At 59.4% G+C, this 11,353-nt stretch carries 14 protein-coding genes; 1 reads left to right on the plus strand and 13 read right to left on the minus strand.

Going from position 1 to position 11,353, the window contains the following annotated elements; genetic code table 11:
- The 3 genes from HP547_RS21355 to HP547_RS21365 form a co-directional block, all read right to left on the minus strand.
- Nucleotides 1-430, minus strand: a 430-nt coding sequence (locus HP547_RS21355) for a hypothetical protein (protein WP_172287367.1), incomplete at its 3' end; no start/stop codon positions are given.
- A gap of 11 nt (nt 431-441) precedes the next feature.
- Complete coding sequence (locus HP547_RS21360) at nt 442-3,543, minus strand: host specificity factor TipJ family phage tail protein (protein ID WP_172287368.1); 3,102 nt, start codon at nt 3,541-3,543, stop codon at nt 442-444.
- A complete protein-coding gene (locus tag HP547_RS21365) occupies nt 3,515-3,934 on the minus strand; it encodes a hypothetical protein (protein WP_172287369.1) in 420 nt (139 codons plus the stop codon). Before HP547_RS21365 ends, HP547_RS21360 begins: the two co-directional genes overlap by 29 nt.
- Nucleotides 3,935-4,084: 150 nt before the next feature.
- On the opposite strand from HP547_RS21365, the gene HP547_RS21370 reads away from it, so the two are divergent.
- Entirely contained in the window at nt 4,085-4,333 is a 249-nt protein-coding gene (locus tag HP547_RS21370; RefSeq protein WP_172287370.1) for a hypothetical protein, read from the plus strand.
- A 9-nt stretch (nt 4,334-4,342) separates the two neighbouring features.
- Here HP547_RS21370 and HP547_RS21375 read toward each other — a convergent pair whose 3' ends face one another.
- The 10 genes from HP547_RS21375 to HP547_RS21415 all read right to left on the minus strand — a co-directional run.
- The gene (locus tag HP547_RS21375; RefSeq protein ID WP_172287371.1) at nt 4,343-4,696 is read right to left on the minus strand and encodes a hypothetical protein; all 354 of its coding nucleotides are present in this window, start codon (nt 4,694-4,696) and stop codon (nt 4,343-4,345) included.
- 12 nt (nt 4,697-4,708) lie between these two features.
- A complete protein-coding gene (locus HP547_RS21380) occupies nt 4,709-5,191 on the minus strand; it encodes a DUF1833 family protein (RefSeq protein WP_172287372.1) in 483 nt (160 codons plus the stop codon).
- Complete coding sequence (locus HP547_RS21385) at nt 5,188-8,634, minus strand: tape measure protein (RefSeq protein ID WP_172287373.1); 3,447 nt, start codon at nt 8,632-8,634, stop codon at nt 5,188-5,190. The genes HP547_RS21380 and HP547_RS21385 overlap by 4 nt, the downstream gene beginning before the upstream one ends.
- Nucleotides 8,635-8,689: 55 nt before the next feature.
- Nucleotides 8,690-9,076, minus strand: coding sequence for a hypothetical protein (locus HP547_RS21390; RefSeq protein WP_172287374.1), 387 nt, complete (start codon nt 9,074-9,076; stop codon nt 8,690-8,692).
- Nucleotides 9,077-9,110: 34 nt separating this feature from the next.
- Nucleotides 9,111-9,380: a hypothetical protein gene (locus HP547_RS29725; protein WP_372242914.1), complete on the minus strand. Its 270-nt coding sequence runs from the start codon at nt 9,378-9,380 to the stop codon at nt 9,111-9,113.
- Nucleotides 9,350-9,733, minus strand: coding sequence for a phage tail assembly chaperone family protein, TAC (locus tag HP547_RS21395; protein WP_172287375.1), 384 nt, complete (start codon nt 9,731-9,733; stop codon nt 9,350-9,352). Before HP547_RS21395 ends, HP547_RS29725 begins: the two co-directional genes overlap by 31 nt.
- A 9-nt stretch (nt 9,734-9,742) precedes the next feature.
- Nucleotides 9,743-10,234 (minus strand): phage tail tube protein, encoded by a 492-nt coding sequence (locus HP547_RS21400; protein WP_172287376.1) that lies wholly within the window; start codon nt 10,232-10,234, stop codon nt 9,743-9,745.
- Between the two features lie 52 nt (nt 10,235-10,286).
- Nucleotides 10,287-10,655, minus strand: a complete 369-nt coding sequence (locus HP547_RS21405; RefSeq protein ID WP_172287377.1) for a DUF3168 domain-containing protein — start codon at nt 10,653-10,655, stop codon at nt 10,287-10,289.
- Nucleotides 10,656-10,662: 7 nt separating this feature from the next.
- Nucleotides 10,663-11,127 carry an HK97-gp10 family putative phage morphogenesis protein gene (locus HP547_RS21410; RefSeq protein WP_172287378.1) on the minus strand — a complete coding sequence of 155 codons (465 nt, stop codon included), beginning with the start codon at nt 11,125-11,127 and terminating at the stop codon, nt 10,663-10,665.
- The coding region (locus HP547_RS21415; RefSeq protein WP_172287379.1) for a phage head closure protein at nt 11,117-11,353 on the minus strand (237 nt) is incomplete at its 5' end. The genes HP547_RS21415 and HP547_RS21410, both read right to left, overlap by 11 nt.

The following is an 11,353-nucleotide window of genomic DNA, read 5'->3' on the forward strand; positions in this document are numbered from 1 at the left end:
CCGCGATGTCGACAATGTCGGATTGGGTTAGGTATTCAGGAGCGATCGTGAACCATTGCTCGTCGTACAGCGGGCGCTTGTACACCTCGAGCTCGGCGGTGAATCGCCAGAGGTCGACGCCAACGAGCTCTGGCCCGGTATAGATGTCGCTGAACTTCGCCCTTAGCACCTCGAAGCCCATGGGCGACTTCAGTGGGCAGCCGAAGTAGAGCGAACCTGACTTGAGGGTGTATTCAAACCAGGCCTCGAACAGCCGCGCCTGAGGCGCCGTAAGCAGCCAGGCCACAGTCGGGTATGTGGGAACGCCTCGAAACCGCCGCCGGGTGCGTGTCCGCCCGCTCGCCATCGTGGTGGTGATGAGCGGACTGGTCGGCTTGAACCCATAGTTCTCGCGCAGGGGCGGAGGCAACCCGTTTGGATATGCAATCATGGGTCGGCCCTTCAATTAGGAGCGTTGTTGTCATCGTCCAGGTAAACGCGCGCGTCGTAGTTGACGCCCTCGATGTCTGCCGAGAAATCGCCTGGCTCTATGGACTTCACCAGGACCGGGTAACACCAGCGTGATATCTCGCCGAACAGCAGGTGTGGGGGTTCCACATCCCAGGACAAATCTGGCTCGAAGTCCAAATCATCGGCGATGGTGAGCCGGTATTCGTCCACTCGACGAGCTGCCCAAGGCCCGCTCAAGGTCCCATCAGGTCGACGTAGGCCAACGACATGGGCGGCTCCCTGCTCCCAGGCCAGCGGCTCGGAACTCTCCAGCAAGATCCGCCCATTGCCCCGGGTGATGCCTTCAAGGATTGCGCTCTGGCCATAGCCAGGAATGTCATCTGCAACTGCGCAATAGCTGAGATAGCTGCTGTTGAGCCCATCAAGCTCGGTGGACCAGCTATAGAAGCGGCGCTGGTACTTCTGCCGGCGGCGCTGCCGCATACCGATACGCCAAGCGCGATCCCGGTTGACCACCCCATCCAGGGTGATCTTCTCGACCTTGGACCCGGCATCGCCGGGAAGCAGGCAGGTCACCGTCTCCTTCTGCCAGGTGCTTTCGTCCACATACTCCACTTCCACACCGTCGTAATCGTCGGGACGCACCGTGGTGAAGTTACGCACCAGGTTGCCGGTCATGTTTTGCGGGGTGTACATGTGCTCAAACACCGAGCGGGCCTGGTCCCGAACCGGCCTGATCTGTCCTCGATCAATGGTGACCTCGGCGAATCCCGCGGCCAGGGCCTTGTTCATGCACTCAATGACGGTGCTCTGGTCAGCCACGGTCAGGTCGAAAGTGTCGCCCCTGGCGTCCCAGGTAGGGGAAAGGCGATCAAACTCGGCCAGGTGTAGGTCGTCGTCGAGGTAGCCAATCGACTTGCCGACATGGAACACCCAAGGTGCAATGCTTCGCGTCGGCTCATCACCAGCCCAGGCACCACCTCTCCTGACAGGCAGGATGCGGGTCGGTCGCGTAGAGACCATGGTTTCGGACTGAGCTGAAAGTCGATTGCTGCCCTTGATGTAGACAGCCATCACCGTGACGCCCTCGTAACGCGTAGGCGCCCTGGCTATCCGACCTTTCAGTCCATACCACTGAATGCGGTCCTGCTTGTTCGAGCTGGTCGACTCCTCGCCGATCCGGCGGACCCGAACCTCTGGGCGCATGGACGCCGGCAGGGCGAAGCTGCGGGTGAAAGCGATCTGGTCCGGTGTCATGGCCTCAAAGGTATAGGTGCGCGAGGTCCAGGCGCCTGCCGTCTCAATGTCGCGGTATTGCACCTCGACCTTCGCCCAGTGCGAACGGATGTTGCCGTTCTTCTCGGTGTACCGGACCAAGCCTTGCGGGAAGAAGAAGTCGAGCTCAAGCCTACGGGTACGCTCCTTCGGAGGAACCGCAGCATAGGGTCCAGACCAGTCTCCTTCAGTGGTCGAGCCATCCAGAACGATGGTCGATGAGTTGGATTCCAGGGCATCGAACCCGGCCCAGGCTGTATCACTCGAGCCGCTATCCGTCAGGCGTTCTACGGTGATCGCAGAAGGCCCATGACTCTCGTCTTCATCGGTTTCGTCATCATCATCCGCTGCGTCGTCGGAAACGGCAGTGATGCGGTAGCGAAGCTCCCGGTAGCCGATGCACGACCACAGCACACCCGTCTGCAGTCCGATTGCAGGTGCGCCACCGTCATAGGCCAGGGTCATCTGTGCTGGCTGCGCAGCGCTTGCCGCCTCGGTTTTCACACCGGTCACGAACACCGGCGCCGAGCCGAAGATCACACTGGCAGCGGCCGTCAACGACAGCGAATTACCAGAAAATGGTACAGCGGCCTCGGCCACCTTCAGCATGCCGCCAGTCGCACTGGCCACCAGGCCGGTACCGTTCAGGGCCGCGTTCATCGCACTGACCAGGCCGGCCAGATTTGTGGTGGCCGTATTGAGCAAGATCGGGAAGGCCTGCGCGCCGATGCCCAGCGTGAAGCTCAGCGGAGTGACATTGAAGTCGTAGCGCGTCGGGGCTGAGTTGCCGGTCACGGTGGAGGCCGAGCCAGGAACCGCCGGAACGCCCGGAACAAACGGCCTGTACGAGGCGACGACATACTCGCCCGCATTGGCGCCGGTGATCTCCAGCTTCATCCCGACGCTGGGCTTGAGCATCGGCACATGGTCGCCACTGATCACCGTGGCGCCACCATCCGCAGGCGCGGTGAAGGTGTAGGGGTACAACACCTCAATGCGCGCAATCATGCCCGCGGCCCAGCCGTGCGGGAACCAACCCGCAGATTCTGGAACAGTGAGCACATGGCCAGCGAACTGCACGGTCGCGGCGGTCGCCTCCTGCGCAACGCTAGTGGTAGTAGTCAGCGTCAGGCCTGCGCTGCCGGTGCTGGTAGAGCCAACCTCCTTGGCGCTGTGCCACCAGACGCAGGCTGTCTCCCCGGACAGATCCGCCCCGGGCTCAAAGATCTTGTAGCTCGCCGTGTTGCCCAAGGACGCAATTGGCGTATCGCCGACCATAATGTCGCTGGGCAAGATCTGGTACCGCCCCTTGCCCACACACAGCAACAACTCGCTCCACTGCTCACGTTCGGAACCGAAGTACCGATGAATAGGCAGCAGCAAATCGGGGTAGCGCTTAGGCGAACCAGCTAGCTCAGGAATGATGTCGTTCAGCGCAACCTTGTTGCCCTTCACCGTCGACAGATCGATATCGCGTGAAGTTCGGTTCTGGGTGCTGGGCAGATCCGGGGTGGCCGGGTCGAACGGGTTGCCCAAGCCGAACAGCTTGGCCAGCGGCCCTGGCTTGAACATTGTCTTCAGCGCGCTGCCTTTCGGCTCGATGTAGATCGATACCTGGTCAGCTGGGCCAACCTCCGTTTCGCTCCATTGCGCTGGCTCGACCAGATTGTCGTTCACCAAAATGCTGATTGGTGGCACCGACCGAGGCTCGTAACTTGGCACCTTGGCCTTCAGCCAGCCCTCAAGGGTCGTGGCCTGGTGCAGCGGGTGCCGCTCAAGAGGCGCGCCCTCAAGCTTGCTCGGATAGATCTCGATCACGATGGTATTTCACCTTTGGATAGGACCGCTCGAAGTCGATCAGGCGCATGTTTTCCACCCCGGCAATGGGGTTGATCTCAAAGACCCTGAGCTCGCCGTCAATCAGCACGACCAGTCCGACGTGCACGCATAGACCGCCATGGATCACTGCAGCGATTGCTCCAGGAACAGGCGGCCCCACGGGCATCAGGTCGGAATACTTGGCGTAAGCCTTGGCAGAGGATCGAAGGTCTCGCCGGTCAATGGGGCCGAAGGAAGGCAGCGGCGGGAGTCCAAGCATTTCCTCACGGATGGCCAAAACTAGGCCCCAGCAGTCGAGCAGGTATCGGCCGCCCACGACCTCGCCCCGCGCCCCGTCTTGATACGTCGCGGTGAAATATTTGTCGTACATAGCGTGCTCTTGGCTGGCCAAAAAGCCAGTAACGCAGTCCGCATGCTACGTAGTAGCGTTGCGCCTGCATGAAGATTGATTTACCGCTCGGACGCGGGCAGCCGCAAACCGCTCGCGAACGCTGGCAACGAATGACCTAGGAGGTCTGATTTGAGTACATATGCATCAGATATAGATAACGCGCTTCAAGTAGTAGCCAGGCAGGCTGAAAATGGCCTGAATCTCAAGGACCTTGAGGAGTCCACCACCTTTGAAGCGCTCGATGCACTTTCGAAGACCGGAATGGCTAACTTCGTAGTTACCCGTTTTGCGAGCGGCCGATACCGATTCAGGTGGATAGCAAGTCCGCACATCATGCCGGCGGGTGAACAGCGCCTGAAGGAGATCCACGGCGAGTAGCGCAAGTGGTCAAGCGAGAGCTTTAGCTTCGGCTACCTGTCGAGCTTCGCTCTCGCCCTCAAGCTCGAGCAACAGCTCGGTGATTGCTGCGTGCAGCTCCCCACCAACACCGGTTTCATCAGAAACATCCCACCAGCGCCCTTTGATCATCTCAGCCTTCCGGCGGACGCTGGCCTCTAGAGATCTGAGACGATCCAGGTCGGATATCAGTCGATTAAAGTCAGCCATGACTTCAGCCGCTGCGCCGGACAACTCCAGGTGCGAGAAAACTATTTCAACGCCCAGCTGGACGATGAGCTCGCCCCCAACCACTGAGGCCCCCAGGCTTTCGCCAGATTGATTTTTCAAGACAACTTCAGTCATGGGTATCACCCTTCAAAGGTAAGTTAGCCCAGGGGCAAATTCAGTGGTGTAACGATCCCGGGGCCAGCCCAGGTTGATTAGGTCGAAATACCCGGCCTCGACCTGCACGGTAGGCCCGTCCATGGTCCCGCCGAAGGTCGTCATCCGGTACGGCCGCTCAGCCGGCTCGCTGAGGACGCTCTCCAGATACGAGCGATAGACCATCGTCACTCGCTCCTCAGCATCAAGCGAAGCATCCAGCAGGCGCTGGGCCTCACCGGTGACGTTATCAATCACGAAGCTCAACGTCTGGGTGCCGGAGTTGTCTCGCTTGGGTAGAGCGACATCAATAGCCGCGGCCTGGAACGTCACTGTCAATCCTGACTCGGTGGTGGCCACCAGATCCTCAAAGCCTTGAACCAGGTACAGCGACTCATCCCATGCAGGGCAGGAAAGTTCCAAAGTGGAAATGATGTCGTCTCCACCAGAGGCGTACACGATTTCAAGCGCGCTCATCGAGGAGCCCTCCTCATTCCATATGCGCTACCGGCTGCGCGGCTAACCTTGCCGGTGCCAGTTGCAAAGCCCTTGGCAATCCGATCTTCGGCAGCATCAAGAATCACCTTCATTTCACCATCGGAGATCTCGCGCCGCGCAGTGACCGGTGGTCCGTTGTTGATGATTTTCACACCCCGATCTTGTGCGCCGCCCGGAGGCAGTCCACCAGAGTGGCGACTGTCGTCGCTCAAGAACTTGGTCAAATCTCGGTTCTGGCCTGGGCTGAGAACTCGCTCACCGCCGTCCAGTAGCCAGGTGCCTTCCCGGGGGATGCTATCCATACCGCCGTGAGCTATACCCATGAGCGCCGTAGAGGCAACCCCTGCGACGAGCGGAGCGGTAGCTGCAGCAGCAGTTGCGGCAGCAGCCGGCGCCAAGGCAGGACCTACGATCGGGATAGCTGCCGTCGAAGCAAACGCGGCCAGGCTGGCCTGGAAGGCAGTCGCCTGGGCATGAGCAATCATCGACAGTCCTGCGGCGGTCTGGGTGGTTTTCCCTACCAGCAGTTGAACAGCCTGGTAAACCAGCCACTGCGCAGCCATATCGGTGAACGCCTGGACCGTGGCATTGGCAAATCCCGTTACCATGTCCATCAAGGCATCACCGGCATCAGCCGAGCCGGTTGCCACGTCGCTCAAGAACGAACTGAGCTCGCTCCTGGCGCTGCCGAGAACAGATGTCGTTGCGTCGGCAGCCATGGCCGAGTAATTCGTCGCAGCATCCGAGAAGTTTTCCCAGGCACTGGTGACGCCGTCCATCCAGTTGTTCTGGGCGTCGTCCACCTGGTTGTAGTAGTCCTGCTGAAGAACGAGCCGCTCAGCCAATGCCTCGTCAAGGAGCTCGGTTTCCTTTTTGTAGTTGGCCTCAGCATCCGGGTCTTTCGCGAGTACTGCCTCTTTGTACTCCTTGTACATCTCGCGGCGCTGCTTATTGAAGTCTTGCTCAATGGAGAGCATTTCCCGGAAGCGCTCGCGGTATTTTTCACCTCGGCCAGCACCAGAAAGCTCCTGGTCTAAACCATCCTTGGCCGTGCGATTGTCTTCATCAAGATTGAACTTGAGCGCGGCAAGCTTTTTTGAGTCCTCGTCGGCTTTGAGAAGGGCCTTTTTCGCATCAAGTTCAGCAGCGAGGCCTTCCAGTCTTTTCTGCTGCCGGCTAGTGAGCCCATCGAGCTTGCCGCTCTCCAGCTCAAAACCCAGCTTGGCAACCTCAGTGGCGTTTTGTCGTTTATCCGTCGAGGTGTTGATCAGTTCGATTTGACGCCGGTAGCCCTCTTCAGCCTCCTCGAAACGCTTGCTGAGCGCTTTGTCGTCCTTGTCACCAGCCTTGGATTCCTTCAGGGCCTTGTTTGCCTTGTCGATAGCAGACGCCGCTGCGAGGGCCTTTCTCTCGTCATCCTGGGAAAACTTCACCGCGCCGGCCGCGATCTGAGCCCGCAGCTTCTCGACTTCGGTCAGCTTGCCCGCGACAACAGCCTGTTTTTCGAGGTTCTTGAGATAGGTACTGCCCTCCTTGTCCGAAGCCAGGCGGGAACTGTTCAGCTCCTTCTGGACCGACTGAATGGCCAGTTTGAGCGCGTCAGCCTTTTCCTTCGAAGCATCGAGCGACGTTTCGAATGGCACATCACTCTTGTCATCGACCCCCTTCTGGAATTGCTCCTGCAGCTTCTCGGTTTCCTTGAGCTCAGCTTGTAGCCCCTTCAACCGATCCTGCAACTGGTCGTAGGACTGGGTGCTCAAGTTCTCCGGCAGCATCGATCTGGAGGCCTGACGGATGCGCGTCGAGGCATCCTCGAAGGCGTTCGCTGCCTTGCCGGCGCCCTCCTCTGCTTTGTCGCCGAAGTCGATGAATGAGAGCGCCAACGCGCCGACGGTTAAGATCAGGCCCGGCCAACCTGCTGCCATTCGCAAAACACCACTCGCAGCATTTCGAAGGGCGACCATCGACGCGCCCATGGCAGTGCTGGCGGAAAACCATGCGCCCATGGAAGCCGTTGCAGCAATCTGCGTGACGTTGACCTGAGAGTTGGCCAGCGCCAACGCCTCTTTAGCAACGGTCTGTTGGTTGGTAGCTGCCGTGACCTGAGCGGAAGTTGCCAGTGTCGTCGCTGCAAGCTTCGCTTCCGAGGCCGCAAGCTGGTTGGTGATCGCGACCTCGGTCAGCCGAAGCTCTACCATTCGCGCAACTGACTGCTGTCGACCAACATCGGTAATCTGCGCCTGAAGGCGCTGTGCCTCCAGCAACTTCTCTGCCGCCAGAGCGGCCTGCACGGATTCGAGGCGCGCGACCTCAGAAGTAATCACTTGCCGGTCTGCGGCAACCTTCGCCTTCGCATTTGCTACAGCCCTGGCAGCCGACTCCACATCCGCAAGCGCGCCTGCCTTGACAGCTTCAGCCCTCCTAAGCTCTCCAGCAGCCGCCAACGAATTTGCGTATAGCTGCTCTTGGGTTGCTTTGATGTCGAGGTACTTGGCCCCTGTAGCGCTGACAAATCCAGCGGCAACTCGAGCAAGAGCGACGTAAAGTCCAGTTTTTAGGACCTGAGTGAAAGTCTCGACTCCTGACGAGTCCCAGGCGGAAGACAGCGATAGCGCGGTTTGAACGAAGCTCGAAGTTATACCAAGCGTCTCATCCAGCGTGCCAAAGAACTTGGCAGCACTATTTTCCATCACCTGAAAGGCCCCGGAAACCGTGGTCTGCGACCTTGCGAAAGCATCATCAATTGACCTGGTCTGGTCGAGGATGGCAGAAAACACCTCTTTAGAGGTCAGCTTCCCAGCTTCGCCCATCGTTCGAAGCGATTCCCGGGCTACTCCCATCCCATCAGCAATAGCCTGGGCCAAGCCAGGCGCTTGCTCAAGCACCGAGTTGAGCTCCTCCCCTCGAAGCACACCAGAGGCAAACGCCTGGCCGAGCTGAACTAAAGCGCCCTGCGCTGCCTCTGCGGATACACCACTGGCAGACAGCGCTTTACTAATGTTCTGGGTGACTTGGCCGACTTTTTCCTGGGTCGCACCTAACTGGCCAGAAGAAGCTGCGATTCGCTGATAGAGTTCGGCAGTTGCCTCTAGGGAGGACTGCGAGTTCTGTGCAATTGAAAATACCGCAGACGATTGCTTGGAGAACTCTTCAAAAGTCTCTGAAACTTGCTTGATGCGGTTCTGCACCCCCACCCACGTCTGCGAGTACTCTACAACCTGCTGAACGCTAAGGAACGCAGCTGCAGCTCCTGCAATGGTCTTAAATGACCCTGTGACACTCGCCGAGGCTTCCTCGGCATGCCTGGCGACCTGCCCCATGCTTCTCTGCGTGGATCGGGCAGCTTGGTCCATCCCTTGCTGAAACCCGCCAATTCTCGCTATCAGATCGAGGGTGAGCGTGCCAAGCGATCTGCTGGCCATAGTTTCTCTCCGGGCATAAAAAAACCCGCTTTCGCGGGTTTCGTAATTTGCTCGTTTATATTGGCTTCTTGCCGCAAACGGGGCAGAACATGCTGAATTTTTCGATCTCTGCAGAACATGATCGGCAGACGACCAGCTTTCTCGGCTTGTTTTGAACCGGCTCTAAGGGAGCTGGATTCGTAGCTGCGGCCTGCTCGGCCTCTTTTCGCCGGAATTCCTCATTCGCGCGCTCGATAGCCCTCTCAGTCTTGCTCGATATCACAGGCTTACGAGCCTTGATTCCGTGGTAAAGCGAAAGCCCAGCCAGCAAAACAAAAAAAACCACGCCGGCGGTCACAACCCATAAGCCATATGCAACAGCCGCCGCGGCCACAACCGCGAGCATCCATGGGGCGATTACGATCAGAATTAGTATGAGCACTACGAGGATGGCGATCTGCATGGAGTCCCTCCCAAAAACAAAGAATGCTACCAGATCACATCCATTCTCTCATCGCCTGCTCTAACTCTGTTCCCGGCCTAGCGCTGTTAGGCATGAAGGCTTGCAGGTCAGCCGACCCCCCTGCCCCACGGTTGACTTGCAGCGCAATGAGGGCGCTGGAAAGCTCGACCCGGCCCGCCAGGTTCAACGAACCATGCTTGTCACGGTAGGCAACCCAGGCTAGCACTTCCGCATAAGAAAGCGTGGCCTTGGCCTCTGCAATCGAATTCCCCCCTACGCCGTTAAGGACGAGTTCGTGCCAGATCTCTTCGGCCGGGGTGATTTCTTTGCTGGCGGATTGTTCACTTCGTTGACCGCGTTGAGCAGGAGGATGCCCAGGCCTGGATCAAGATTGACTGCATCCTCGAACGGAAGCTCCTCAACCCCACCCTCGCCAAGCATGATGCTGGCCGACAAGTACCTGGCATTCTTATAGCGCTCCGCCTCTCCGCCGGCGAACATCGCCTCCATGACGCCGAAAGCGTGACGGCGGACGTGGACCGTGAACTTGTCGGTGATGGGCTTGCCCTCTTCGTCAGTGTGTTTCCACTCGACTTTCTTGGGCACCAGGGCATCAGCGATGACGCCCCCTTTTTTCTTCAACTGCGCGAGATCCATTGTGGCCCCTTACGCTACTTTTTTGATCCAGGCGGAGCCGCCCGAACGCTGAATGGAGACCGCAGTGCTAACCACGGTATTGGCGGCGAAGTCGAACGGGAAGTCAGCGACATAGCCTTCGAAAACAAACCAGGTGCGACTGTCCGGAAGTTCGAAGTCGTCCCCTTCGGTGTTCACCGTTGGCGCCGCCGTGCCGTCAGACCAGCCAACGGCCCATTTCATGGTGGTATCACCGTTCGCTTCGGACAGCTGATGCAGTCGGATATGGCTCGGGCTGTTCGGATCGGCGTTGATGGTCAGTGACGCCTGGCCCGGGGTACGCAACCCCGGCTTGTAGGTGCGCTCATTGGAGCTGAGGCAGGTATCCTCGATCTGCTCCTTAGGCGCGCCGCCAGGGTTGAAGGCGGTTGCGCACTCGACCTCCACCACGGTGGATGGGCCGGTGCCGGTGAGCGGCGGCATCAGGGCATACACCTGGGTGCCTTGGGTCAAAATCGACATGGTGGTCTCCTGTCGGGCAAAAGAAAGCCCGCACATGGCGGGCTCGGTGGGTTCATCGGGGGACTATCCAGTCCACGTCAAAACTTCGGTGGAAGTCCTTGGTGTCTGGGTCGCGGTCAGTGGCACCCCAGCGGACGACATAGGCGCGCGGCTCGATCGCTGCACACAGCGCCTTCGTGACGGCCAGCACCGGCGCGGCAGTCGCGGCATACACGTCCAACTGCAGGGTGAAACCGTCGGTGTCTGGACGGCCGGCCAGGTAGTTCTCAGGGCTGCCGGAGATCACGCTCCAGACGGCATAAGGTTTGACCGGCTTTTCCGGTCCCTCACCGAAGGAATAAAGCCGGCAATCAATGCCCGTGCCGAGTAGTGCAGCCACACCTGCGTCAGCCGAGCAAACGGCAAAAATTGGCGCTTCCATAGGCTCCTCACAGTGCCGCGTCGATTTCCTGAACGAACACCTGCACGAAGCGCTCGGTAACGGCGTTTACGTTCGTTGAGAGGGCCGGACGCATGAACGGGGCCGGCGGGTTGTACTTGGTGCCAAATTCCAGATACCGCCAGTGCCGGGTGTCTCCTCCTGGATTACCGCTGGCATCCTTGCTGTACTGATTGGAGCTCGCTCCGCCGCGAACGCCCACCTTCATTACCACTCCGCCCTCCCGCCGGCCTTGCCGCCCAGACTCCTGAGTGATGATGTTCTTCCAGACTTTCTCAGCGGTTTCTGGATCATCCAGTGCTCGCGCCCTCGCCTTGGCGTCGTCCCTGACGATGTTCATGGCCTGACGGGCAGCCTTGCGCAGGCCGCTTCGCCGCAGCTTGGGCGCCAGGCCGGCCATCTTGTCAGTGGCGGCCTTCAGCCCCTGCAGGCGCACGGAGATCTCATTGGCCATCCTTCACCCCCTTGGAGACCAGAAGAGTTAGGTACTCCAGGCCGGACTTTGGGTCTTCCAGCGGCGGGCCTTCGATGCTGTAGATCTCGCCGCGGTGCACGATCCGCATCGTCGATAGAACGCCTTCCCTGTGCCGGATGACAATGCGTGCCGTGGCCTCCGATTGGCCCGCCTGGGCAGCGACCAGGTCGCGAGCTGACAGTGGTGAGACCTGCGCCCAAACAGC

It is taken from the genome of Pseudomonas sp. CM27, from assembly GCF_013179515.1.
GTDB lineage: Bacteria > Pseudomonadota > Gammaproteobacteria > Pseudomonadales > Pseudomonadaceae > Aquipseudomonas.

Bases quoted from the DNA above. Each gene is read 5' to 3' on its own strand.
- HP547_RS21375 (WP_172287371.1), bottom strand. From the start codon at position 4,696: ATGACTGAAGTTGTCTTGAAAAATCAATCTGGCGAAAGCCTGGGGGCC.
- HP547_RS21390 (WP_172287374.1), bottom strand. From the start codon at position 9,076: ATGCAGATCGCCATCCTCGTAGTGCTCATACTAATTCTGATCGTAATC.
- HP547_RS21365 (WP_172287369.1), bottom strand. From the start codon at position 3,934: ATGTACGACAAATATTTCACCGCGACGTATCAAGACGGGGCGCGGGGC.
- HP547_RS21380 (WP_172287372.1), bottom strand. From the start codon at position 5,191: ATGAGCGCGCTTGAAATCGTGTACGCCTCTGGTGGAGACGACATCATT.
- HP547_RS21400 (WP_172287376.1), bottom strand. From the start codon at position 10,234: ATGTCGATTTTGACCCAAGGCACCCAGGTGTATGCCCTGATGCCGCCG.
- HP547_RS21410 (WP_172287378.1), bottom strand. From the start codon at position 11,127: ATGGCCAATGAGATCTCCGTGCGCCTGCAGGGGCTGAAGGCCGCCACT.
- HP547_RS21385 (WP_172287373.1), bottom strand. From the start codon at position 8,634: ATGGCCAGCAGATCGCTTGGCACGCTCACCCTCGATCTGATAGCGAGA.
- HP547_RS21405 (WP_172287377.1), bottom strand. From the start codon at position 10,655: ATGGAAGCGCCAATTTTTGCCGTTTGCTCGGCTGACGCAGGTGTGGCT.
- HP547_RS21395 (WP_172287375.1), bottom strand. From the start codon at position 9,733: ATGGATCTCGCGCAGTTGAAGAAAAAAGGGGGCGTCATCGCTGATGCC.